24 protein-coding genes are annotated in these 22508 nt (G+C 69.5%); 17 read left to right on the forward strand and 7 right to left on the reverse strand.

Translation table 11 applies throughout. The features are described from left to right. The coding region (locus tag KY572_RS44020; protein ID WP_224249780.1) for a hypothetical protein at positions 1-194 on the reverse strand (194 nt) is incomplete at its 3' end. 162 nt (positions 195-356) lie between these two features. Then, positions 357-1091 carry a GspE/PulE/PilB domain-containing protein gene (locus KY572_RS44025; protein WP_224249781.1) on the reverse strand — a complete coding sequence of 245 codons (735 nt, stop codon included), beginning with the start codon at positions 1089-1091 and terminating at the stop codon, positions 357-359. Between the two features lie 86 nt (positions 1092-1177). Between KY572_RS44025 and KY572_RS44030 the strand changes: the two genes are divergently transcribed. Beyond that, complete coding sequence (locus tag KY572_RS44030) at positions 1178-2008, forward strand: hypothetical protein (RefSeq protein ID WP_224249782.1); 831 nt, start codon at positions 1178-1180, stop codon at positions 2006-2008. A 12-nt stretch (positions 2009-2020) separates the two neighbouring features. Here KY572_RS44030 and KY572_RS44035 read toward each other — a convergent pair whose 3' ends face one another. From KY572_RS44035 to KY572_RS44045, 3 genes are read right to left on the reverse strand one after another with little or no spacing between them, the layout of a single operon-like run. Beyond that, complete coding sequence (locus KY572_RS44035) at positions 2021-2341, reverse strand: carboxymuconolactone decarboxylase family protein (RefSeq protein WP_224249783.1); 321 nt, start codon at positions 2339-2341, stop codon at positions 2021-2023. Between the two features lie 42 nt (positions 2342-2383). Then, entirely contained in the window at positions 2384-2665 is a 282-nt protein-coding gene (locus tag KY572_RS44040) for a carboxymuconolactone decarboxylase family protein (protein ID WP_224249784.1), read from the reverse strand. Continuing rightward, complete coding sequence (locus KY572_RS44045; RefSeq protein ID WP_224249858.1) at positions 2652-3899, reverse strand: ArsB/NhaD family transporter; 1248 nt, start codon at positions 3897-3899, stop codon at positions 2652-2654. Before KY572_RS44045 ends, KY572_RS44040 begins: the two co-directional genes overlap by 14 nt. Positions 3900-3968: 69 nt before the next feature. On the opposite strand from KY572_RS44045, the gene rtcA reads away from it, so the two are divergent. Beyond that, on the forward strand, positions 3969-5045 hold the full coding sequence (gene rtcA / locus KY572_RS44050) for an RNA 3'-terminal phosphate cyclase (RefSeq protein WP_224249785.1): 1077 nt from the start codon (positions 3969-3971) through the stop codon (positions 5043-5045). A gap of 12 nt (positions 5046-5057) precedes the next feature. On the opposite strand, the gene KY572_RS44055 is transcribed toward rtcA, so the two are convergent. Further along, positions 5058-5399, reverse strand: coding sequence for a hypothetical protein (locus tag KY572_RS44055; RefSeq protein ID WP_224249786.1), 342 nt, complete (start codon positions 5397-5399; stop codon positions 5058-5060). A 215-nt stretch (positions 5400-5614) separates the two neighbouring features. Here KY572_RS44055 and sppA point away from each other — a divergent pair, with 215 nt between their 5' ends. Continuing rightward, on the forward strand, positions 5615-7324 hold the full coding sequence (gene sppA, locus KY572_RS44060) for a signal peptide peptidase SppA (protein ID WP_224249859.1): 1710 nt from the start codon (positions 5615-5617) through the stop codon (positions 7322-7324). Between the two features lie 119 nt (positions 7325-7443). Further along, on the forward strand, positions 7444-8604 hold the full coding sequence (locus KY572_RS44065; RefSeq protein ID WP_224249787.1) for an ATP-grasp domain-containing protein: 1161 nt from the start codon (positions 7444-7446) through the stop codon (positions 8602-8604). Positions 8605-8607: 3 nt separating this feature from the next. Here KY572_RS44065 and KY572_RS44070 read toward each other — a convergent pair whose 3' ends face one another. Next, positions 8608-9381: an alpha/beta hydrolase gene (locus KY572_RS44070; protein ID WP_224249788.1), complete on the reverse strand. Its 774-nt coding sequence runs from the start codon at positions 9379-9381 to the stop codon at positions 8608-8610. 180 nt (positions 9382-9561) lie between these two features. Here KY572_RS44070 and KY572_RS44075 point away from each other — a divergent pair, with 180 nt between their 5' ends. From KY572_RS44075 to KY572_RS44135, 13 genes are all read left to right on the forward strand, one after another. After that, positions 9562-10164 (forward strand): hypothetical protein, encoded by a 603-nt coding sequence (locus tag KY572_RS44075; protein WP_224249789.1) that lies wholly within the window; start codon positions 9562-9564, stop codon positions 10162-10164. A 162-nt stretch (positions 10165-10326) separates the two neighbouring features. After that, a complete protein-coding gene (apbC, locus tag KY572_RS44080) occupies positions 10327-11415 on the forward strand; it encodes an iron-sulfur cluster carrier protein ApbC (protein WP_224249790.1) in 1089 nt (362 codons plus the stop codon). 23 nt (positions 11416-11438) lie between these two features. Further along, the gene (locus KY572_RS44085; protein ID WP_224249791.1) at positions 11439-11927 is read left to right on the forward strand and encodes a hypothetical protein; all 489 of its coding nucleotides are present in this window, start codon (positions 11439-11441) and stop codon (positions 11925-11927) included. 41 nt (positions 11928-11968) lie between these two features. Then, on the forward strand, positions 11969-12331 hold the full coding sequence (locus KY572_RS44090) for a hypothetical protein (RefSeq protein ID WP_224249792.1): 363 nt from the start codon (positions 11969-11971) through the stop codon (positions 12329-12331). Positions 12332-12392: 61 nt separating this feature from the next. Beyond that, positions 12393-13241 carry a 3-hydroxyacyl-CoA dehydrogenase family protein gene (locus KY572_RS44095; RefSeq protein ID WP_224249793.1) on the forward strand — a complete coding sequence of 283 codons (849 nt, stop codon included), beginning with the start codon at positions 12393-12395 and terminating at the stop codon, positions 13239-13241. A gap of 186 nt (positions 13242-13427) precedes the next feature. After that, positions 13428-14195: an energy transducer TonB gene (locus tag KY572_RS44100; RefSeq protein WP_224249794.1), complete on the forward strand. Its 768-nt coding sequence runs from the start codon at positions 13428-13430 to the stop codon at positions 14193-14195. 23 nt (positions 14196-14218) lie between these two features. Beyond that, positions 14219-15535, forward strand: a complete 1317-nt coding sequence (locus KY572_RS44105) for a PepSY-associated TM helix domain-containing protein (RefSeq protein WP_224249795.1) — start codon at positions 14219-14221, stop codon at positions 15533-15535. 154 nt (positions 15536-15689) lie between these two features. Next, the gene (locus KY572_RS44110) at positions 15690-18047 is read left to right on the forward strand and encodes a TonB-dependent receptor (protein WP_224249796.1); all 2358 of its coding nucleotides are present in this window, start codon (positions 15690-15692) and stop codon (positions 18045-18047) included. A gap of 2 nt (positions 18048-18049) precedes the next feature. Next, positions 18050-18730: a Fe2+-dependent dioxygenase gene (locus KY572_RS44115; RefSeq protein ID WP_224249797.1), complete on the forward strand. Its 681-nt coding sequence runs from the start codon at positions 18050-18052 to the stop codon at positions 18728-18730. Positions 18731-18833: 103 nt separating this feature from the next. After that, positions 18834-19607 (forward strand): enoyl-CoA hydratase/isomerase family protein, encoded by a 774-nt coding sequence (locus tag KY572_RS44120; protein WP_224249860.1) that lies wholly within the window; start codon positions 18834-18836, stop codon positions 19605-19607. Between the two features lie 160 nt (positions 19608-19767). Beyond that, positions 19768-20910: an acyl-CoA dehydrogenase gene (locus KY572_RS44125; RefSeq protein ID WP_224249798.1), complete on the forward strand. Its 1143-nt coding sequence runs from the start codon at positions 19768-19770 to the stop codon at positions 20908-20910. Positions 20911-20912: 2 nt separating this feature from the next. Beyond that, the gene (locus KY572_RS44130) at positions 20913-21350 is read left to right on the forward strand and encodes an AgmX/PglI C-terminal domain-containing protein (RefSeq protein ID WP_224249799.1); all 438 of its coding nucleotides are present in this window, start codon (positions 20913-20915) and stop codon (positions 21348-21350) included. Between the two features lie 10 nt (positions 21351-21360). Further along, positions 21361-22506, forward strand: a complete 1146-nt coding sequence (locus KY572_RS44135) for an acyl-CoA dehydrogenase family protein (protein ID WP_224249800.1) — start codon at positions 21361-21363, stop codon at positions 22504-22506. Positions 22507-22508 lie beyond the last annotated feature (2 nt).

A 22508-nucleotide genomic window follows, 5' to 3' on the forward strand; every position in this document is an offset into this window, starting at 1 on the left:
AGCCCACTGCGCTCCAGGTACTGCTCCAGCGGCTCTTCTCCAATGAACATCCGCCTCTGGCCCTGCTGGAACCTCACCCCCCCGGCGCCTGCAGGCTGCGGCCGCTGGCTGGCTTCCACCTCGAAGCCAAATCCCCTCTGCTGCGTCTCCGGCACCCCTCGGGCTCGCTTCGGCGTCTTGCTCGGCTCGTTCACACCTGCCTTCCAACCACGCCCTACCTTCCAAGTCGATCCCCTTGTCACCTACCTCCTACGTTACCCTACAGCTTATTTCGACAGGCTCACAAGCGGACCAGTCGGCGGCATTCTCGCCCGACACGGGCCCGCTTGTGTCCTACCGGACTTCCCTGAAACCGATCAGGAGCGCGAGGAGCCGCGCAGCTTGGAGAAGTACTCCTCGCGCGAGAGGACGCCTCGGGTATCCAGCACCTCGATGAGCGCGCTGAGCGAGCGGGCCTGGTTGGCGACCATCTGCTGTAGATCCGCCACCTGCTGGGTGAGGACCTCCAGGCGCTGCTGCAGGTCGGCCTCGCGGGCCGATGAGAGCCGGTGCGGCGCGGGCGGGGAGAACTCGTACACGGGCTCGCTGATACCGAACTGATCCGGGCTGGCGGTCGTGGTGGCCATGCCCCCGTAGTAATGCTTGCGGATGGCGCGCTCGATGGCCGAGGCGCTGCTGACCACGACCTGGACCTTCTGCTCGGTGTGGAAGGCCAGCTCCTGGAGCGCCTCCACGTTGGTGGGGTCCGCGCTGGCCAGGGTGATCGTCTTGTGAGCGGTGTCCGCGGCGACGGGGAAGACGGTGTAGCGCTCGGCGAGGTCCACGCGGAAGAGCTTGAGCAGGTACTCGGGCGGGTTGAGCCCATCCAGCTCCACGACGGGGATGTGCAGCTGGCGCGAGAGGGCGTGGACCATGGAGCTCTCGTCCACGAAGCCCATCTGCACCAGGGTGAGGCCGAGCTTGCCGCCCCACTTGCGCTGCTCGGCCAGGGCCGAGCGCAGCTGGGTCTCGGTGAGGAGGCCGGCGTCCATGAGGATCTCGCCGAGCCGCTTCTTGCGCGTGGGGGGAGGGGGCGAGGAAGGAGGGCTCACCGCACCAGGGTAGCAGCGACCGTAGGGACGGCAACACCCGGTGACGAGAATGGGCCCCAGGCCGCGCATTGAGGTATGTGTGGGGAATGGCGCGATGCACGTTCCTGGTCTTGATGGCGTTTCTGTCGGGGTGTGCCACCACGCGGCTGGCGGGCGCGGATCTGGACCGCGTGACGCAGCCGGCCTTCATCTCCCGGATCGAGGATGGCGCCGGGCCCAAGGCCCGCGTCTTCCGCGAGGATGACGCGTACGGCGAGAAGCTGAAGAAGCTCGAGCCGAAGGAGGCCGATCGCCGGCTGCAGGCGAAGCTGAGCAAGGCGGTGACGCGCTTCGAGATCTCCGAGCGCCTGCGGGTGAGCACGATCAACCAGCTGCCGCGGGAGCGGCCCTGGACGAACATCGTGGATCCGGCGCGAGTGGCCTCGGCGCTGGAGAGCTTCCTGGTGGAGGAGGTACCGGCGAACGCGCCGGACTACGATCTGCTCACGCCGCTGGGCTCGGATGTCGTGGTGGAGTTCGTCATCCAGGACTACGGCATGCGCAGCGACAAGGGGCACGCGGGCGCGTACCTGAAGGGCTACGGGCGCATGTTCCGGCTGGATGGCCGCTCCGAGCAGTGGCGCCGACCGTTCGAGGTGGACCAGCTCGAGGCGGGGGCTCCGCACCTGGATCCGTTCAGGGTGGGCAAGGATCCGGACCTGTTCCGGCAGGCGATCACGTCGCTGCTGGACGGCGTGGCGGAGCAGTTCGCGCAGGATCTGACGCCCAAGGATCGCCGGGGAGGGCCGCCGCTGCCGGAGGGGCCGGAGCTGACGGCGCCGGACAGCACGAACCGCACCGGTCGTGAGAACCAGCAGCCGCCGCCGAAGCCGGAGCCGGAGCTGCCCGCGGGCGAGCTGCCGGATCCGGATCCCTGAGCGGGCCGTCCTTCAGCCCGGCTTTGCCGCGGGAGCGTCGACGTAGCCGCTCTGGGCCAGCCGCACGCCGTTGCGGGCATAGATCTCGGCGGAGTGGTGGCCCACGCCGTTGGCGTCGATCCAGCGGTTGTAGAAGTTGAAGAGCGCGCAGACGTTGACGGCGTCGTAGATGGCCTCGTCCGACCAGCCCACGGCCTTGAGGGCATCCACGTCCTCCTGGCGGATCCTCGCGGGGGCCAGGTTGACCTTCTCGATATAGGTGAACAGAGCCTTCTCGGCCTCGGAGATGGGGGCCGTGTGGTGGTTCTCGAGGACGGCTTCGACCTTCTTCACATCACCCAGCAGATTCGCCGCGACCGCGGCGTGGGAGTGAAGTCAAAACAAGCAGTGATTGCCGCGGGAGGTGAAGGCGGCGATCAGCTCGCGCATCCCCGCGGGCAGGGGAGAAGGGCCGCGCATGATACCCTCGGTGAGGGCGGACAGCGGGTCGGTCACCTGCGGCTTGAACGCGAACAGGTGCCAGATGCGAGGGAAGGGCCTGCCCGTCTCGCGGCACCGCTGGATGAGCGAGGAGTAGTGGCCGACGCCTTGATGCGCCTCGACGTCCTTCAGGAACATCGGGTCCATGATGATGATCTCCCGATCAGAAGAGCGCATGCTCGGCAAGGAGCACCGCGAGCCCCACGATGAAGCTCAAGAGCGTCACCGGTACGCCGATCCGCAGGTAGTCCATGAAGGACATCTTCACCTTGTCGCGCGCGGCCTCGAACACTATCAGGTTGGCCACGCTCCCGATCAAGGTCAGGTTCCCCGCCAGCGTCGAGCACAGCGCCAGCACGTGCCACCCCAGCTCCGGGTTCTGAAGCGTCGGCACCCACGTGCGCGCCAGCATCACGAACGGCACGTTGCTGAACAGGTTCGACGCCACCAGCGTCAGCGCCGCGAACCCCAGCGTCTCCCGCCACGGCGGCCCCGCCATCAGCGGAGCGAAGATCGTCCGGATCTCCTCCGCCCAGCCGTGCTTGTTCACCCCGTACACCACGATGAACAGGCTGGCGAAGAACAGCAGCAGCACGAAGTCCACCCGCTCCATGATGGAGCGCGGCTCGCGGCGAGCCATGGCCATCACCACCGCGGCTCCCGTCAGCGCGCTCCAGCTCATGGGGAAGCCCAGGAAGAAGGCCACCACCACCGCCACCATCACCGCCAGCGTCAGCGCCAGCAGCGGCCGATCCACCGGAGGCGGAGGCGGCTGCGGATCGAAGCGCTTCGCGGGCAGCTCCTTGCGGAACAGGTACAGCAGCATCGCGATCACGATGCCCGTGGACAGAATCGCCGGCAGCGCCATGTACGCGGCGAAGCTCGCGTAGGACAGCTTCGAGGCCCCCTGGATGAGCATGTTCTGCGGGTTGCCCGTGAAGGTGGCCACCGAGCCGCTGTTCGAGCCCATGCACACCGCCAGCAGGTACGGCACCGGAGGCAGGCGAGCGTCCTCCACCACGGCCAGCACCAGCGGTGTCAGCATCAGGCACACCGTGTCATTGACGAGGAAGGCGGACAGCAGCGCGCTGATGCCCGTCACCGCCGCCAGCAGCAGCCGAGGCGTGTGGGCCATACGCACCGTGAAGGCCCCCGCCGTCCGGAAGAAGGCCGCCTGCGCCAGGTACGCCGCCAGCAGCATCATCCCCAGCAACAGGATGATCGTGTCCAGGTCCACCGCGTGGCGGGAGGGATCCTCGCTGTGGTTGAAGACCTCGGCCGGGGTGACCACCCCCAGCACCACCATGAGCACGGCGCCCAGCAGCGCGCCGCCCGGGCGGTCCAGCTTGAGGAAGGGCAGGCGCGCCCCGGCGATGAAGACGTACGTCAGCAGGAAGATGGCGAGGGCCACGAAGCGCGGACAGTACCCCAAGCGCTTCTGCTACGCTGCATTGCTCATGCATCGCGGCACAGGGACACCATGACCGGCACCAGCCGGCCCGAAGAGGGGCCGGTGCAGCTCGATGGCAGCGAAGGCGAGGGGGGAGGGCAGATCCTCCGCTCGGCGCTCTCCCTGTCGCTCATCACCGGCCGGCCCTTCCACATCACCCGCCTGCGCCAGCGCCGGGATCCCTCGGGCCTGCGCCCCCAGCACCTGGCCTGCGTGCGCGGCGCCGAGGCCCTCAGCTCCAGCACCAGCGAGGGGGCCACCGTGGGGGCCTCGGAGCTCTCCTTCACCCCGGGCCCCGTGCGCCCAGGCGACTACCTGCTGGAGGTGGGCACCGCCGGCAGCACCCCGCTGCTCTTCCAGTGCCTCTTCTTCCCCCTGGCTCTGGCCGGAGGCGGGCAGCTCACGCTGCGCGGAGGCACCCACCTGCCGCACAGCCCCAGCTACCACTACCTCGTCAACGTCTGGCTCCCGGTGATGCACGCCTACGGGCTGCACGCCTCCCTGAGCCTCACGCACGCGGGCTTCTACCCGGAGGGCGGCGGCGAGTTCCAGGCGGAGCTCTCCGCTCCGGCCGAGCCCCCGCGGCTGGTGGATCTGCCCGCGCGCGGCACGCTGCAGGACATCACCGTCAGCTCCTTCGTGGGCGGGCTGCCCTTCTCCATCGCCGATCGCCAGTCCCGCGCCGCCGAGGCCGCGCTGCGCGAGCGGGGGCTCTACTGCCACTCGCAGAACCGGGCGCTGCCCGTGACGCGCTCGGCGGGCACCGTCACCTTCATCCTGGCGGAGTTCGAGAACACCTTCGCGGGCTTCACCGCGCTCGGAGAGCGGGGACGGCCGGCGGAGGAGGTGGGGCGCGAGGCCGCCGAGGCGGTGGCTCGCTTCATGGAGTCCGCCGGCGCCATCGACGAGCACCTGGGGGATCAGCTCCTGCTCCCGGCGGCGCTGCTGGCCGCGGGGAGGCTGGGCCCGTCCACGCCAGGCACCACGCGCTTCACGGCCTCACGGGTGACGGAGCACCTGACGACGCATGCCCGCGTCATCGAGCGCTTCCTGCCCGTGAAGGTAGCCGTCGAGCCGGGCGGCGCGGTGGAGGTCCGCCCGGCCTGAGGCGTCAGCGGCCTAGGCCTCGTCCTCGGCGCTCGCCTTGCCCGAGGCGCCGAAGGTGTTCACGTCGGCGATCTCCTTCGTCGTGTTGCGGTACGCGCGCAGCGCGAACGGCGTGGCGACGAGGAACACGATGCCGGCCAGGCCGATGGCGGCCCAGGGCACCGGTGTCTCCTTGATCTGGATGTCCTTGCCGTAGGCGTTCATGTTGCCGCCGAGCTGCTTGGCCTTGAGGGCGGCCCGCTCCTCCTCGGTCATGGCGGGAGGCGGCTTGAACTCCTGCACGGGACGGCCGGCCAGGACGGCACCCCCGGAGAGCAGGGCGGACAGGACGATGAGGCGCGAGAGCGTACGCATGGCCAGCCATGCTACCACGGGTAGGCCAGCGGAGAGCCACCCCAGGCTATGGGAAGCCCGCGGCGAGGGCTCCCGGAGCGGGCAGGGGAGCTTCCGGAGCCTCTTCAGAGCCCCTCCGGAGCCTCCATCACCCCGCGCACATCCCCGTGGAACAAGGCTTGCGTCCGCCCCGGCCGTCCATGACGCTCGGGGACGACTCCTTCCCTCGGGCCTCCATGCTGCGCCTCGTCTTCGTCGCCATCGCCAACCTGCTGCTGCTGGTGCGGACCCTGCTCGGGCTGCCGTTCCGCCTGCTGGCCTCGCGACACCGCCCCACCTACGTCCGCTTCCGGCTCGCCGGAGATCCGCCCTACCGCGAGCAGCGAAAGAGCCGCTTCAAGCTGGGCGGCTCGAGCCCGGAGCCCGGCACCGTCTCCTCACTGGAGTCCTTCCAGGAGGCGCTCGGGCTGCTGGCCCGGGACGCGCACGTGAAGGGCATCCTCCTGGAGCTCGAGGGGCTGGAGGTCGCCTCCGCGAAGAAGGACGTGCTGGTGAAGCTGCTCACGGACTTCCGGGCGGCGGGCAAGCGCGTGGTGGGCTGGGCCGTGAGCCTGGACAACCTGGGCTACCAGGTGCTGTGCGCCGCGGACGAGGTGCTCCTGGCGCCCGCGGGCCGGCTCGAGCTGGTGGGCTATGCCGCCGAGGCCACCGCGCTGGGCGAGGGCCTCTCCCGGGTGGGCATCCAGGCCCACTTCGTGCGGCGCGGCGACTACAAGACGGCCCCGGAGCTGTTCACCCACGCCCACGTCTCGGACATCCAGCGGCAGACGCTCGAGGCCTTCCTCGACGAGCGCTACGCGGACCTGGTGGACACGGTGGCCCGGGGCCGCAAGAAGACGCCCGAGGAGGTCCGGGCGCTCATCGACTCGGGGCCCTACAGCGCCCAGCGCGCGGTGGCGGCGGGGCTGGTGGATGGGGTCTGCGGCGAGGCCGACCTGCCGGCACGGCTGGACGAGCGCCGTCGCCAGGAGAAGGACCCGGACGACGCCGAGGAGCCGATCGAGCCGATGTCCCACTGGTTCTCCACCCAGCCCTTCCCCCAGGTGAAGTGGAGGCCGATGCGGCGGCGGCCGAAGCTCGGGCTGGTGAAGGTGTCGGGGATGATCATCCCGGGGAAGGGCTCCGGAGGCATGGGCCCGAAGACGGCCGGCGCGGAGTCGGTGGTGAAGGCGCTGCGCCAGGCGGGGCGGGACAAGCGGGCCAAGGCGGTGGTGCTCTACATCGACAGCCCGGGCGGCTCGGCGCTGGCCTCGGAGCTGATCCTGGAGGCCGTGCAGCGCGTGGGGCGCAAGAAGCCGGTGATCGCCTTCGTGGATCAGGTCTGCGCCAGCGGCGGGTACATGGCCGCGCTGGGAGCCAAGGAGATCTGGACGACGCCGCACGCCATCATCGGCTCCATCGGCGTCTTCGCCGGGAAGTTCGAGGCCTCCGGGCTGATGGAGCGCCTGGGCGTGCGCAGGACGATCATCGCCCGCGGGGAGAACTCGGGCATCTTCTCGACGTCCCGGGGCTTCACCCCGCACGAGCGCGCCTCGCTCGAGGCGGAGGTGGAGGAGACGTACCAGGCCTTCCTGGCCCACGTGGCCAAGGCGCGCGGCCGGACCAAGGAGGAGATCCACGAGCGCGCCGAGGGCCGTGTGTACTCGGGCACCCGGGCGCTGGCCGCGGGGCTGGTGGACCGCGCCGGCAGCTTCGAGGAGGCCTGCCGCCACGCCATGGATCTGGCCAAGGTACCGGCGGGGAAGTTCGAGCTCGCCCTCTACAGCGTGGGAGAGCGCCGCCGCTCGCTGCTCCAGCTGCTGCTGAGCATGTCGAGCACCCACCTGTACGCGCTCTGTCCAACCTCCTGGTCCCTCGGCCGGTCCTCGATGCGCCGCGACGGGTAGGCCCCAGCCGTGCGGTACGCCCGGCCCGCCGGGCGGCCGCTCGACGCACTGCGCAAAAGGGATACTCCTTGTCCCAGGAAATTCGCTATCCTGCGGAGCCGGAGGGTGCCCGCGAAACCATGAACGTCGTCTTCATCTCTCCCCACTTCCCAAGCCACTTCGTTCACTTTGTGACAGCACTCCGCGAGCGAGGGGTCAACGTCCTGGGGATTGGTGACGCGCCGTATGACACCTTGCGGCAGGAGCTGAAGAACTCGCTGAGCGAATACTTCTTCACGCCCAATCTGGACGACGCGGAGTCCATGCTGCGCGCCGTCGGGTACTTCACCTGGCGCTATGGCCGCATCCACCGCATCGACTCGCTGAACGAGACCTGGCTGGAGAGCGAGGCCCGCCTGCGCGAGGACTTCCACGTGCCCGGCCTGCGGCCCGCGGATCTGCGCCAGCTGCGCTCCAAGCTGGGCATGCATGATCTCTTCAAGCAGGCCGGCATTGCGCACCCGGACGCCATCGCCGCCAGGGACGCCGCCGAGGTGAAGGCCTTCGCCAGGCGCGTGGGCTACCCGCTCGTCCTCAAGCCGGACGTGGGCGTGGGCGCCGCCCACACCTTCACCGTCAAGAGCGACGCCGAGGTGGACAGCGCCTTCGCCCAGCCGCTGCCCGGCTATGCGGCGCAGAAGTTCGTGAAGGGCACCATCGTCACCTACGACGGCATGGTGGACGGGGACGGCCGGATCATCTGCGCCTTCAGCCACGAGTACAGCAACGGCATCATGGAGTCGGTGCTCGAGCAGCGCGAGCTGGTCATCTGGAGCCTGCGCGAGCTGCCGCCGGAGCTCGATGCGCTGGGGCGCAAGACGGTGGCGGCGCTCGGCCTGCGCGAGCGGTGGTTCCACCTGGAGTTCTTCCGGCTCGAGGACGGCAGCTTCGTCGCGCTCGAGGCCAACCTGCGTCCGCCCGGCAGCGTGCTGACGGACATGATGAACTACGCGTGCGACATCGACGTGTATCGGCTGTGGGCGCGCATGCTCACGGGCGATCCGGTCAGCGACTTCCACTACACGCGCAAGTACTACGTCTGTCACACCTCGCGCCGGGCGGGCCGCTCGTACAAGCATCCCCACTCGCAGGTGGTGTCACGCCTGGGCACGGCGCTGCTCGAGCACCGGGAGCTGCCCGCCGTCTTCCACAGCGCGCTGGGCAACGAGATCTACCTGAGCCGCCACCAGGAGCTCGACGCGATGCGCGAGGCCGTCCGCTTCATCCAGGCGCCGGCCTGAAGCTCAGCTCAGCAGCCAGCGCAGGGCGGTGGGCAGCCGGCGCTGCCAGTCCAGCTCGTGGTGGTTGCCCTCCGGCTCCAGGAAGAGTGCCAGCTCGTGGTCGTGGTACCCCAGCCCCTTGAGGTGGAAGTAGAAGTCCCGCGTCGCCTGGCCATAGAGCATCGGCCAGCCCACGGGATCGACGTTCTCGTGGGTGCCCGCGTCCAGGTAGATGCGCGACCAGCGGCGGGTATGGGATGTCCACTGGTGGAAGAGGCGCCCGTAGCTCCACATCACCGACGGGGACATGCCGCCGATGCGGCCGAACAGCTCCGGGTGCGTCCACCCCAGGTAGAGCGACATGAGGCCGCCCAGCGAGGAGCCCATCACGCCCGTCCACTCCGGGCCCTGCCGCGTGCGCAGGTGGCGGTCGACGAACGGCTTGAGCGTCTCGACGATGAAGCGGGTATAGGCCTCGCCCCGGGCGCTCACGTTGCTGCGGGGCTCGTCCCACGGCGAGTACTCGGAGAGGCGGTTGGGGGTGGAGTCGACGGCGACGACCAGCCACGGCTCGACCTGCCCCGCGTGCACCATCCCGTCCAGCACCCGGTTCGCGCACCAGGTGTCGTAGATGGCCGACTCCGAATGGGCGAAGACGTTCTGCCCGTCGTGCATGTAGAGGACGGGGTAGCGCCGATCCGAGGAAGGCTCGTAGCCGTCCGGCGTGTAGATGCGCACGGCGCGGGTGATGCCTTCCTGCGGGGAGTAGAAGTCTCGAAGGATGTGGATGGTGCTCATGGGAGGCAGCAGGCAAAGGATAGGATGCGCGCCGGGTTCTGAGAAGTGACGTCCAGTCGCTGACGGCGCAGGGTTTTCGTGCGTGCCCGAGCGCCGATCGTTGCCTGGAGAGCGAGTGGACCGCCGCGAGGCGCGTTCGCCTTCGGACCGTGTGGACCGGGTGCTACGCTGCCGCGCTCCATGAAGCCCGTCCGCCGCCTGTTCCTGCTCCTGGCCCTGACCGCTGGCTGCGCCACACCGAAGGGCCCATCGGTCGTCGCCGAGGCCTACGCGAAGGCGCTGGAGGAGAACAACCTCTCGAAGGCCTACGCCCTCACCACCGGCCTGCCCGAGGGGGAGCCAGGCTTCCGTGAGCGCTACGCGGACGTCACGGCGCGCCGCGAGCGGGCCGCCTCCGTGCGCGCCAGCGCCGCGGACCTCGAGGCCCGTGGCCCGAACCTGATCGTCGAGCGCCGGCAGGACAGCTGGCGCGTGGTGGAGACCCGGCCCGCGGACGAGGCGAAGGCCGTCCTGACGCGCTTCCTCAACGCGGTGGAGGCTCGGGACTGGGAGAAGGCCTGGAGCCTGCTGAGCGGACCGCTGCGCTCCCGCTACACGCCGGAGCGCTTCCGCGAGGACTTCCAGCGCGAGCCCCTGGCCAAGGAGCGCATGAGGCGCGCCCGCCTGGCGCTCCGGGGCAATGTGAAGGTGACCAACAGCGATGCCTCCTTCCCGCTGGGCGCGGACCGGGCCGTGCGCCTGGTGCTGGAGGAGGGCGAGTACCGCGTGGCCGCCATCGAGTGAGCGTCGGCCTTACCGGAGCCATGCAGGCGGGCGGAGGCCCGGAGCGTGCGGCGGGGGGCAGGGCGCGTTAAACGTCGTTGACAGTCCCCCAGGGCGCTGGCCATCCTCCGCGCCCTTCCGGGCTCGCAACTGCCCGATTTCCAAAAGGTTTCAGGTGTCCCGATGAGCGTTTCCGAGCGCGACATCCTCGCGGCGATGTCGAAGGTGATGGATCCCGAGCTGCACGTGGATCTGGTGAAGGCGGGGATGGTGAAGGACATCCGCCTGAGCGGCGACACCGTGAAGCTGAAGATCGAGCTGACCACGCCCGCCTGCCCCTTGAAGGGGAAGATCCAGGCGGACGCCGAGGCGGCCCTCAAGGCGGTGCCGGGCCTGAAGTCCTTCGACATCGAGTGGGGCGCCCAGGTGCGCGCCACGGGCGGCGCGGCGCCGGGCCAGGGCCAGGCCCTGCTGCCGGGCGTGAAGAACATCATCCTCGTGGGCGCGGGCAAGGGCGGGGTGGGCAAGAGCACCGTGGCGGTGAACCTCGCCGTGGCGCTGGCGAAGCACGGCGCCCAGGTGGGCCTGCTGGACGCGGACTTCTACGGCCCGTCCGTTCCACTCATGACGGGCATCACCGAGCGCCCCACCAGCCCGGACGGCAAGACGCTCAACCCGATGATGAAGTTCGGGCTGAAGGTGATGTCCATCGGCTTCCTGGTGGAGGCCGATCAGGCGCTCATCTGGCGCGGGCCCATGCTGCACGGCGCCCTCATGCAGCTGGTGCGCGACGTGAAGTGGGGCGAGCTGGACTACCTCATCCTCGACCTGCCGCCGGGCACCGGTGACGTGGCGCTGTCCCTCTCGCAGAGCGTGCGGGCGGCCGGGGCGGTGCTCGTCACCACGCCGCAGGACGTGGCGCTGGCGGACGTGGTGCGCGCCAAGCAGATGTTCGACAAGGTCCACATCCCGGTGCTCGGCATCGTGGAGAACATGAGCCAGTTCGTCTGCCCGCACTGCTCCCAGACGACCCACATCTTCAACCACGGCGGAGGCCGCAAGGCCGCGGAGATGTTCAACATCGCCTTCCTGGGTGAGGTTCCGCTGGACCTCAAGGTACGCGAGTCGGGAGACTCGGGGGTGCCGGTGGTGGCGGGCGCACCGGACAGCCCGGAGGCGCGGGCCTTCATGGAGGTGGCCCGCAATGTCGCTGGCCGGGTGTCCACCGAGAGCGCTCGGGCGGTCCGGCTGCCGGTGATGCAGGCGCGCTGAGCCCCGCAGTCCACGAGGTCCTCATGGCTGGTGACAGCGAAGACTATCCGCCGGATCCGCTCGACGACGACCAGCCACCCCACGGGAACCGTGAGGGCCGCCCAGGCTTCGTGCCGGAGTTCGTTCGCAAGGTGGCGGTGGCCGGGCTGGGCGCCATCTTCATGACGGAGGAGGGCATCCGCAACCTCGCCGGGCAGCTCAAGCTGCCCAAGGAGGTGCTGGGCTTCATCCTCTCCCAGGCCGAGAAGACCAAGGACGAGGTCGGCCGCGTGCTGACCGACGAACTGCGCCGCTTCCTCCAGTCGGAGAAGCTGCGCGAGGAGTTCGTGAAGCTGATGTCCGGGATGACGCTGGACGTCCGGGCGCAGATCCGCCTGGTGCCCGCCGACGAGGAGAAGGAGGAGGAGAAGAAGCCTTCCTCCAAGACGGAAGAGGGCTCCGGCAAGCCGCCTCGCGTCGTCATCTCCGAGCTGAACGCGCGCCAGGGCAACAAGCGGTCCAAGAAGGAGTGACGTTGGAGGCTGAAGCGCGACCGGGCTGGCGCAGCCACCCGATGATGAAGCGACTGCCGCTGCTGGTGATGGTGGCGCTGGGCGTGTGGCTGTGGGAGCTGACGGGCACTCCCGAGCGCGAGCTGGTGTGGCAGCTCGACGGCTCGGGCTGGAGCGCCGTGCGCGCCCTGGACTTCCAGGTGACGGCCGAGGACGGGAAGATCCTCAAGCGCGAGGAGCGCTTCTTCGCCACGGCCCCGCCGCACGAGGTGAAGCTCGAGGTGGCGCTGCCCGAGGGCACCTACCGCGCGCTCATCTTCGTGAAGGAGGAGGGCCGCCCCACGCGCCCGCCGTTGGTGGAGCCGCTGACGATCGGCGAGGAGAAGTACGTCCTGCGGACGCTGCGGCTGCCCGCGAGCCGTTGACCCGTCCGGAGGCGGGGGCTATAGCGCCCGCACTTCACTCTCGGCCGGAGCAGGAGTCGCCATGGCATCGGAGCACATCATCGTCGTCGGGGCAGGGCAGATGGGCGCGGGCATCGCGCAGGTGTCGCTGCAGGCGGGGCTGCGCGTCACGCTGGTGGACGTCTCGAAGGAGGGGCTCGCCAAGGGCGCGGACCGCATCCGCGCGGGCCTGGCGAAGCTGGTGGAGAAGGGCAAGCTGGACGACGCGAAGCGCAAGGCGGCCGAGGCGAACCTGGCCACCTCCACCTCCGCCGCCGACGTGAAGGACGTGGACTTCGCCGTCGAGGCGGTGACGGAGAACGAGGACCTCAAGCGCCGCATCTTCCAGGACCTGGACGCGGTGGTGAAGCCGGGCGGGGTGCTGGCGACGAACACCTCCTCCATCCCCATCACCCGCATCGCCGCCTCCACGAAGCGCCCCGAGGCGGTGATCGGGATGCACTTCATGAACCCGGTGCCGCTGATGCAGCTGGTGGAGCTGATCCGGGGCGCGGCGACGTCGGACGAGACGTACCAGAAGACGCGCGCGCTGGCCGAGAAGATGGGCAAGACGACGGTGGTGTCCAAGGACATGCCGGGCTTCATCGTCAACCGCATCCTCATCCCCATGCTGAACGAGGCCTGCTTCGCGCTGATGGAGGGCCTGGGCACCGCCGAGGACATCGACACGGCGATGAAGCTGGGCACCAACCAGCCCATGGGCCCGCTGCAGCTGGCCGACTTCATCGGCCTGGACACCTGCCTCTACATCGCCGAGGTGCTCCACAAGGGCCTGGGCGATCCCAAGTACCGCCCGTGCCCGCTGCTGCGCCAGTACGTGGACGCCGGCTGGTACGGGAAGAAGAGCGGGCGGGGCTTCTACAAGTACTGAACCTTTGGATTTTTCCTCGGGCAGTGCGTGTGGTTTCCGCCTGCCCGTGGGTTGACGCGTCTGCTCCCTACAGGGTATCCGTAGGTCGTGAAGTTGAGAACGATTCTCAATATCGACCTCATGGCTCCCCAGCAAGAGGCTCCGCCCCGGAGGGAGAAGGTCCGGCCCCCTGGAGGGCTCTTCCTCATGGGAGAGGCCGCTGCCGGGGCAGGGGAGTGGGAGCGATGGGGCTCGGCGCTCCTCGTCGCCGCGTTCATCCATGTCGGCGCGATCGTCCTCGGGCTCTCGGTCCCGCAGGCGGCCCCCAAGGCGCCTCCGCCGCCCGCCGAGCCAGAGCTGGTCATGCTCACCTTCATGGCGCCGAAGGCCGCGGCTCCGCAGGCCGCGGTGGCTCCCGCGGCGGTGCCTGAGCGGGTCCAGCCCAAGGCTCGGGCCCGGCCGCCGCGCCCGCTCGTCGCGCCGAGGGAGATCCCCGCGCCTCTTTCGGAGAAGGCCCCGGAGCCCCAGCAGGCCGTGCAGGACACCCCCGAGCCCCCCGCCGACGACGAGGTCGCGGAGGCAGCACCGGGCCCCGAGCTGGTGACGGGCCTCGTCGCGGGGGTGGTGAGCTCCGCCGTGAGCACCCCGGGTGGCTCCACGCTGGGAGTCTCGGGAGGAGAGGCCGTCGACGTGAAGCTGGTGGCCCGCCCTCCGACGGTGCTCGAGCAGGTCCAGCCGCAATATCCCCGGGCGGCTCGGAAGCGAGGCATCGAGGGACTGGTCCTGGTGCGAGTCATCATCGGGGCCAACGGGCGCGTCGAGCCCGAGCACACGCGCGTCATCCGCTCCGTCCCCGCGCTCGACGCGGCGGCCGTGTCCGCCGTGAGCCAGTGGCGCTTCACTCCGGCCCTCGGGCGTCAGGGCCGGCCCGTGCGCGTGATCATCGAGGTCCCGGTCCAGTTCTCCCTGAAGTGAGCGCAGCCCCCAGGAAGCGGTTCATGAAAAGCACCTTTCGCACGATCATCTTCTGGATCCACCTGGTCGCGGGGCTCGTCGCGGGGCTCGTCATCGCCGTCATGTCCATCACGGGGGCGCTGATCGCCTTCGAGCCGCAGCTCCTGGACCAGGCGGACCGCGAGGCGCGGCAGGTGCGGCCCGCGACTCCGGATGCGCCCAGGCTCCCGGTGGATGAGCTGGTGGCCCGTGTCCGCGCCGCGAAGCCAGAGGCGCAAGTCTCCGGCGTGACGGTGTACTCCGAGCCGACCTCGGCGGTGCTCGTGAACACTGGCCGTGGCAGTGGCGTCTACGTGAACCCCTACACCGGCGAAGTCCGGGAGATGGGCGCCCAGGGGCTGCGCGCGTTCCTCCACCAGATGGAGGAGTGGCACCGCTGGCTCGGAGCCAAGGATGACAATCGCGCGGTGGGTAAGGCCATCACCGGCGTGAGCAACGCGGCGTTCCTCCTGCTCGCCATCACCGGCCTGTACCTGTGGTGGCCGCGGAAGTGGACGTGGAAGACGGTGCGCCCCACGTTCTGGTTCAGGCGCGGGCTCCAGGGCAAGGCGCGAGACTTCAACTGGCACAACGTGACGGGCTTCTGGTTCCTGCCCGTGATCATCGTCCTGACGGCGTCGGGCATGGTCATCTCCTACAAGTGGGCGTCGGATCTCGTCTTCAAGCTCACGGGGAATGAGCCTCCCGCCACCCAGGGCCCGATCGCCCAGGCGCCGGTCCAGGTCCCCGAGCCGCCTGCGGGGGCCAGCCCGCTCGCCATGGACGCCCTCTTCGCCGAGGCCCGGAAGCAGTCGGCCGCCTGGGAGAGCATCTCGCTTCGCATGGGAGGCGGGCCTCGCGGCAACGCTCAGCGCGGGCCGCAGCCTGGCGGTGCTCCCGGTGGGGAAGGGGCCCGCGCGGGCGGTCCTGGCGGCGGAGAAGGTCGCGGACGCCCGGGTGGGAACGAGGCACGCGGTGGAGGCCGTCAGGCAACGACCTTCTCCATCAAGGAGCAGGAGGCCTGGCCGCTCTTCGCTTCGGCTCAGGTGTCGCTGGATCCCTTCACCGGCCAGGTGCTCCGCCGGGAGACCTTCGCGGACTACAACAGCGGCCGGAAGATCAGGACCTGGCTGCGCTTCCTGCACACGGGAGAGGCGCTCGGATGGGTGGGCCAGCTCGTCGCCGCGCTCGCCTCGCTGGGCGGAGGCTTCCTCGTCTGGACCGGCTTCAGTCTGTCCTGGAGACGGTTCTTCCGCCGCGGCTCTCGCGCGTCGGCCTCCGAGCCCACCGCGTCCCCGGTCCAGCCAGAAACTCCCGCCTGAGGTGAGCCCGGCCCGCGCGTGAGTCGCCGCGCGGCCCCGGGGTAGCGCCTCGCTGCGCACGGACTTTGAGAATCAAAATCACATTCAACCAACCGAGAAACCCCGGAAGCCCTCCGCGGAGCGGCACCGGGTTCCAGAGACAGGAGGGGTACACATGTCGTCGTCGAAGAGCGGAAGAGCAGGGGTTCGCGCGATGAAGGGCCACGCGGGAGGCCTGCGCGGCTCACTGAGGCCCTGGGGCCCGGCGGCCGTGGGGCTCGCCTCCGCGCTGGCCGCCAGCGGCGCGGTGGCGCAGGAGCCGGCGGCTCCCACGGACACCCCGGCGGCGCAGGTGACGGAGGAGAGCCGTCCCACGCCCCCGCCGCACCCGCTCACCGGTGAGGCCGCGCCCGCCCCCGAAGGCTCGGCCCCGGCGACCACCGCCGCTCCCACCCAGGACGCCGCGGGCACCGAGGGTCAGTTCACCCTCCCGACGGTGCAGGTGCAGGGCGAGGCCGAGCCCTACCGCGCGGAGGAGAGCACCCTCACGCGCCTGCCGAAGGCGCTCGTCGACACGCCGCAGACCGTCACCGTGGTTCCGGAGAAGGTGATCGAGGAGCAGAAGGCGACGACGGTGCGCGAGGCGCTGCGCAACGTCTCGGGCATCACGGTCACCGCGGGCGAGGGTGGCCGCCAGGGTGACAGCTTCATCCTCCGTGGCTTCTCGGCGCAGACCGACGTGAGCCGCGACGGCGTGCGCGACATCGGCTGGTACACGCGAGACACCTTCAACGTCGGGGGAGTCGAGGTCTTCTTCGGCCCCTCGGCGGTGCTCTTCGGAAGGGGCTCGACGGGAGGCGCGATCAACCTCTCCACGAAGAAGCCGGTGGGCAGGTCCTTCCAGGAGGTGTCGGTGCTCGGTGGCACGGCGCCCTCGGGCCGCGTGGGCATCGACGTCAACGAGGCCATCACGGATCGCTTCCAGGCCCGCATCAACGCGGCGGGACAGCTGTCCGGAGTGGCGGGGCGCAGCACGGTGGAGGCAAACCGCCTCGGCGTCGCGCCCTCGCTGCGCTACGAGCTGGGAGAGAACACCACCATCGACGCCGACTACCTCTACCAGCACGAGGACAGCGTCCCGGACTATGGCCAGCCCTACTTCAACGGGTACCCGGTCTCGAGCAGCATCGGCGTCCCGCGTGACGCATTCTACGGCGTGGAGGGCTCGGACATCGAGCGGGTCAACGCCAACATCGTGACGGGGCGCATCCAGCACCGGATCGGCGACACCCTGACCCTGACGGACACGCTGCGCTACGGCGTGGTGGACCGGTTCGCCAGGCCCACGGCGCCGCGCGGGCTCACGCCCTCCGGAGAGCCCACGACGGTGGGGCGGCAGCGCTTCGAGACGGGGACGGACAACTCCTACCTGGTCAACCAGCTGGATCTGCGGGGCGAGTTCGAGACGGGCTTCCTCAAGCACACCGCGAACGTCGGCGTGGAGCTGTCCCGTGAGACGCGCGATCAGACGCGCCACAACCTGGAGGCGGCCGGCCTGCCCACCGGGCCGAACCTGCCCGCCGATCTGCGCGATCCGGATCACTCGCCGGACCTGTCCGTGGTGAACAGGAACTTCTCCAACTCCAACACGAGCCTGCAGCGGACGGTGGCGTTCTACGCCTCGGAGCAACTGGAGATCACGAAGTACGTGGAGCTGGTCGGCTCACTCCGCTACGACATGTTCGGCACGAACTACTCGGCCACGAACAACGCGGGGGTGGTCACCTCGCTGAAGAACCGCGACAAGTTCGCCAACTGGCGCGCGGGCGCCGTCCTGCACCCGGTGGAGAAGACGAGCGTCTACGGGATGTACGGCACCTCCGCGAACCCGTCGGCGGAGGCGGGCTCGCTCACCGCGGACACCGTGAGCCTGGAGCCGGAGCGCAACCAGATCCTCGAGTTCGGCGCCAAGGCGGACCTCCTGTCGGACCGGCTGGGCCTGAGCGCGGCGGTGTTCCGCATCGACAAGAAGAACGGGCGCGTGCCGAACAGCGATCCGCAGGGCCCGCCGCAGATCCTGGAGGGCAAGCAGCGCGCGGAGGGCTACAACCTCGGCGCGGCGGGCACGCTCACCGAGCGCTGGAGGCTGTTCGCCAACTTCACCCACATCTACTCGGCGATCCTCGAGCACCCCAACGACTACCTCGAGGGCCAGCCGCTGCCGAACACGCCGAAGAACAGCCTCTCGCTCTGGACGACGTACCAGGTCATCGAGAACCTCACGCTGGGCGGCGGCGCCATCTACCAGAGCGTGACGACGGTCAACAACCCGACGTCCGAGGCGCAGGCCTTCAACAAGGTGCCCAACTTCTGGCGCTTCGACGCCTACGCTGGCTACGCGTGGGGCAAGGCGGAGGTTCAGCTCAACCTGAACAACCTCACCAACAAGCTCTTCTACGGACAGTACTACTCGGGGCACGCTGTCCCCGCGGAAGGGCGCACCGTCACCCTGGCGGGCAAGTACCGGTTCTAACCATGATGCTTCACATCCCCAACGTCCTCACCGCCGAGCAGGTGGGCCACTGCCGGGAGGTCCTCGGCAGGGCGGACTGGGAGGACGGCCGCGGCACCGCCGGCCACCAGTCCGCGCAGGTGAAGAAGAACCTCCAGCTGCCGGAGAACGGCCCGGCGGCACGGGAGTTGGGGGACCTGGTGCTCGGGGCGCTGGAGCGCAGCGCCCTGTTCATCTCCGCCGTGCTGCCGCAGCGGGTGTTCCCTCCGCTCTTCAACCGCTACGAGGGCGGGATGACGTTCGGCTCGCACGTGGACAACGCCATCCGCCCCATCACCGGGACGCCGCTGCGCATCCGCACCGACGTCTCGGCCACGCTCTTCCTCTCCGAGCCCGACAGCTATGACGGCGGAGAGCTCGTCGTGGAGGACACCTACGGCAGCCACGCGGTGAAGCTGCCGGCGGGGGACCTCATCGTCTACCCGGCGTCGAGCCTGCACCACGTCACCCCGGTGACGCGGGGCGTGCGGCTGGCGTCCTTCTTCTGGGTGCAGAGCATGATCCGGGACGTGAGCCAGCGCGCGGTGCTCTTCGATCTCGACACGGCGATCATGCAGCTCAACCAGGAGGTGCCGAAGAGCCCCTCCCTGGTCATGCTGACGGGCGTGTACCACAACCTGCTCCGGCAGTGGGCCGAGCCCTGACACTCCCCGCGATCGGTCCTTGGTGCGCGTGCCGGGAGTGGTATGTACCCCCGGACGGAAGCTCCCGTTTCCGCCCTCACACCCCCGAGGACCTCACATGGCCATGGCCTACGAGAACATCCGGCTGGAGACCCAGGGCGTCATCACGACGCTGACGATCGACCGGCCCAAGGCGCTCAACGCCCTCAACAGCAAGACGCTCCAGGAGATCGAGTCCGCGCTCCAGTCCCTCTCGGAGACGCGCGTGCTCATCCTCACCGGAGGAGGGGAGAAGGCCTTCGTGGCCGGCGCGGACATCGCGGAGATGTCCGGCATCACCGCGGGACAGGCGCGCGAGTTCGCCGCGCAGGGCCACCGCGTCCTGGGCATGCTCGAGTCCCTGCCGATTCCGACGATCGCGGCCGTCAACGGCTTCGCCCTGGGCGGCGGCTGCGAGCTGGCCCTGGCGTGCGACCTCATCTACGCCTCGGAGAAGGCGAAGCTGGGCCTGCCCGAGGTGTCCCTGGGCATCATCCCGGGCTTCGGCGGCACGCAGCGCCTCACCCGCCTGGTGGGGAAGATGCGCGCCAAGGAGTTCATCTTCACCGGTGCCCACGTGACGGCGGCCCAGGCCAAGGAGTACGGCCTGGTGCTGGACGTGCTGCCCGCCGACAAGCTGCTGGAGCACTGCCGCGCCGTGGCCGAGAAGATGCTCAAGAACGGCCCGCTCGCCATCTCGCAGGCCAAGCGCATCATCGAGTTCGGCGCGGACCAGGACCTGCGCGCCGCCAACGAGCTGGAGCGCCAGGGCTTCGCGGCCCTCTTCGGCTCGGAGGACCAGCGCGAGGGCATGAAGGCCTTCCTCGAGAAGCGCCCCGCTGCCTTCACGGGCAGGTGAGCGCCTGACCGGAGCCCTCGGACCTTCCGACCGGTCGGTCTCTACCGGTCGGTCTCTAATGGGCGCGTCAACCCGGACTCGGGGGGCTCCGACCGTGGGTCGGTATTCCCCCGAGCCGCGCTACATACTATGGAGACGGCCACCTTCCCCCAGGAGTGCCATGAACTTCGAGCTGACCGACATCCAGCGCGACATCCAGCGGGTATGCCGAGAGTTCGCCGCCAAGGAGCTCATCCCCAACGCCCGCAAGTGGGATGAGACCCACGCGTGGCCCACCGAGGCGGTGCAGAAGCTCGCGGAGCTCTCGCTGCTGGGCGTGGCGGTGCCCGAGCAGTACGGCGGCGCCGGGCTGGACAATGTCTGCTACGCCATCGCCATGGAGGAGATCAGCCGCGGCTGCGCCTCCACCGGCGTCATCATGAGCGTGAACAACTCGCTCTACTGCGATCCGGTGATGAAGTTCGGCACCGAGGAGCAGAAGAAGGAGTTCCTCACCCCCTTCGCCCGCGGCGAGAAGCTGGGCTGCTTCGGCCTCACCGAGCCCGAGGCCGGCAGCGACGCGGCGGCGCAGAAGACGGTGGCCGTGCGCCGGGGTGACGAGTTCGTCATCAACGGCTCGAAGAACTGGATCACCAACGGCCCCAAGGCGGACGCCATCGTCCTGTTCACGATGACGAACAAGGAGGCGGGCAACAAGGGCATCACCGCCTTCCTGGTGCCCACCAACACCCCGGGCTTCATCCGCGCCGAGCCGGACAAGAAGATGGGCATCAGCGCGGCGCACTCGTGCTCCATGTTCTTCGAGGACATGCGCGTGCCGGCCAGGAACATCCTGGGCAAGGAGGGTGACGGCTTCAAGGTCGCCATGAGCACCCTGGATGGCGGGCGCATCGGCATCGCGGCGCAGGCGCTGGGCATCGCCCGGGCGGCCTTCGAGGAGGCGGTGCGCTACTCGGGCGAGCGCAAGACGTTCGGCAAGCCCATCCGCGACCACCAGGCCATCCAGTTCATGCTGGCGGACATGGCCACGGAGATCGACGCGGCCCGGCTGCTGGTGCACCAGGCGGCCCTGCTCAAGGACAAGGGCGTGCGCCACTCCATGGAGAGCGCCATGGCGAAGCTGTTCGCCAGCGAGATGGCCAGCCGCGTGGCCAACAAGGCCCTGCAGATCCACGGCGGCATGGGCTACAGCAAGGAGATGGACGCCGAGCGCCACGTGCGCGACGCGCGCATCACCGAGATCTACGAGGGGACGAGCGAGATCCAGCGCATCGTCATCTCGGCCAACGTGCTGAAGGAGTAGGCATGAAGCGGACCTTCGTCGCGATGATGTTCCTGGCCTCCACGGTGGCGCTCGCGCAGGGCGTGCCGGCCGGGAAGTCCTCCAAGGCTCCGGCGGGAGGGAAGCAGGCCCCGGCGGAGCTGGACGTGAGCCGGCTGCCCTTCACCCCGGACTCCGTGCAGCAGGTGATCCTCCACCACAAGGGGAAGATCCAGGAGTGCTACGAGGACACCATGGCCACCAGGTCGAAGAAGGTGGAGGGCAAGCTGATGACGTCCTTCGTCATCACCGACCAGGGCCTGGTGCGAGACGCGCGGGTGATGAAGAAGGGCACCACGCTGAAGGACGAGGGGCTGCATGACTGCGTGGTGGCGGTGCTGACGGCGATGAGCTTCCCCAAGCCGCCGGATGGCAAGGATCACCCCATCGAGTACCCGTTCAACCTCAAGGCCATCGAGTAGGACGCCGCCCGTGAACCTCGAGCTCACCGAGACCCAGACGCTCATCCGCGACACCGCGCGCAAGTTCGCCAGGGAGCGGGTCGCCCCGCAGGCGCGCACCCTCGATCGCCAGGAGACGTTCCCCACCGCGCTCTTCAAGGAGCTGGCGGAGCTGGGGCTGATGGGGGTGAACCTCCCGGCGCGCTACGGCGGGGCCGAGGCGGGCGTGGTGGCCTACGCGCTGGCGATGATGGAGATCGCCGCGGCGTGCGCCTCCACCTCGGTGGCCATGTCCGTGACGAACATGTGCGCGGAGCTGATCCACACCTTCGGCACGGAGGCCCAGCGGGAGCGGTTCGTCACGAAGCTGACCTCCGGCGAGGCGGTGGTGGGCTCGTTCGCGCTGTCCGAGCCGCACGCGGGCTCGGATCCGGGCGCCATGCGCACCACGGCGGTGCGCAAGGGCGACACCTGGGTGCTCAACGGCAGCAAGCAGTGGATCACCTCGGGCGCGCACGCGGGGGTGATGGTGGTGTGGGCGCGCACGTCCCAGGCGGGCAACAAGGGCCTGTCCTGCTTCATCGTCGAGGGCGGCACCCAGGGCCTCATCATCGGCAAGCACGAGGACAAGATGGGCCTGCGCTCCTCGAACACGGTGAGCCTCACCTTCGAGGACTGCGTCGTTCCGGCCGACCACCTCCTGGGCAAGGAAGGGGAGGGGTTCAAGCTGGCCATGACGGCGCTGGACGGCGGGCGCATCGGCATCGCCTCGCAGGCGTGTGGCGTGGCGCGGGCGGCGCTGGAGGCCTCGGTGCGCTACACGAAGGACCGCAAGGCCTTCCAGCAGCCTGTCGCCGAGTTCCAGGGGCCGCGCTTCATGATGGCGGACATGAAGGTGCAGCTCGCGGCGGCGGAGCTGCTGACGCTGCGGGCGGCCTCCCTGAAGGAGACGGGCAAGCCCTTCACCCGCGAGGCCTCCATGGCGAAGCTGTACGCCAGCGAGATGTCCAACCGCGTGTGTGACAAGGCGGTGCAGCTCCACGGAGGCTACGGCTACATCGACGAGTTCCCCGTGGAGCGCTACTTCCGCGACGCGCGGGTCCAGACCATCTACGAGGGCACCAGCGAGGTGCAGCGGATGGTCATCGCCCGCGAGACGTTCAAGCTCTTCAGCTAGCC

Origin of the sequence: Hyalangium gracile (assembly GCF_020103725.1) — a bacterium.
In the GTDB taxonomy this organism is placed as follows: domain Bacteria; phylum Myxococcota; class Myxococcia; order Myxococcales; family Myxococcaceae; genus Hyalangium; species Hyalangium gracile.

What these genes read in the sequence shown, in the direction of transcription:
- KY572_RS44030 (WP_224249782.1), top strand. Translation starts at nt 1,178, where the DNA reads ATGGCGCGATGCACGTTCCTGGTCTTGATGGCGTTTCTGTCGGGGTGT.
- KY572_RS44040 (WP_224249784.1), bottom strand. Translation starts at nt 2,665, where the DNA reads ATGCGCTCTTCTGATCGGGAGATCATCATCATGGACCCGATGTTCCTG.
- rtcA (WP_224249785.1), top strand. Translation starts at nt 3,969, where the DNA reads ATGACCGGCACCAGCCGGCCCGAAGAGGGGCCGGTGCAGCTCGATGGC.
- KY572_RS44055 (WP_224249786.1), bottom strand. Translation starts at nt 5,399, where the DNA reads ATGCGTACGCTCTCGCGCCTCATCGTCCTGTCCGCCCTGCTCTCCGGG.
- sppA (WP_224249859.1), top strand. Translation starts at nt 5,615, where the DNA reads ATGCTGCGCCTCGTCTTCGTCGCCATCGCCAACCTGCTGCTGCTGGTG.
- KY572_RS44065 (WP_224249787.1), top strand. Translation starts at nt 7,444, where the DNA reads ATGAACGTCGTCTTCATCTCTCCCCACTTCCCAAGCCACTTCGTTCAC.
- KY572_RS44070 (WP_224249788.1), bottom strand. Translation starts at nt 9,381, where the DNA reads ATGAGCACCATCCACATCCTTCGAGACTTCTACTCCCCGCAGGAAGGC.
- KY572_RS44075 (WP_224249789.1), top strand. Translation starts at nt 9,562, where the DNA reads ATGAAGCCCGTCCGCCGCCTGTTCCTGCTCCTGGCCCTGACCGCTGGC.
- apbC (WP_224249790.1), top strand. Translation starts at nt 10,327, where the DNA reads ATGAGCGTTTCCGAGCGCGACATCCTCGCGGCGATGTCGAAGGTGATG.
- KY572_RS44085 (WP_224249791.1), top strand. Translation starts at nt 11,439, where the DNA reads ATGGCTGGTGACAGCGAAGACTATCCGCCGGATCCGCTCGACGACGAC.
- KY572_RS44090 (WP_224249792.1), top strand. Translation starts at nt 11,969, where the DNA reads ATGATGAAGCGACTGCCGCTGCTGGTGATGGTGGCGCTGGGCGTGTGG.
- KY572_RS44095 (WP_224249793.1), top strand. Translation starts at nt 12,393, where the DNA reads ATGGCATCGGAGCACATCATCGTCGTCGGGGCAGGGCAGATGGGCGCG.
- KY572_RS44100 (WP_224249794.1), top strand. Translation starts at nt 13,428, where the DNA reads ATGGGAGAGGCCGCTGCCGGGGCAGGGGAGTGGGAGCGATGGGGCTCG.
- KY572_RS44105 (WP_224249795.1), top strand. Translation starts at nt 14,219, where the DNA reads ATGAAAAGCACCTTTCGCACGATCATCTTCTGGATCCACCTGGTCGCG.
- KY572_RS44110 (WP_224249796.1), top strand. Translation starts at nt 15,690, where the DNA reads ATGTCGTCGTCGAAGAGCGGAAGAGCAGGGGTTCGCGCGATGAAGGGC.
- KY572_RS44115 (WP_224249797.1), top strand. Translation starts at nt 18,050, where the DNA reads ATGATGCTTCACATCCCCAACGTCCTCACCGCCGAGCAGGTGGGCCAC.
- KY572_RS44120 (WP_224249860.1), top strand. Translation starts at nt 18,834, where the DNA reads ATGGCCTACGAGAACATCCGGCTGGAGACCCAGGGCGTCATCACGACG.
- KY572_RS44125 (WP_224249798.1), top strand. Translation starts at nt 19,768, where the DNA reads ATGAACTTCGAGCTGACCGACATCCAGCGCGACATCCAGCGGGTATGC.
- KY572_RS44130 (WP_224249799.1), top strand. Translation starts at nt 20,913, where the DNA reads ATGAAGCGGACCTTCGTCGCGATGATGTTCCTGGCCTCCACGGTGGCG.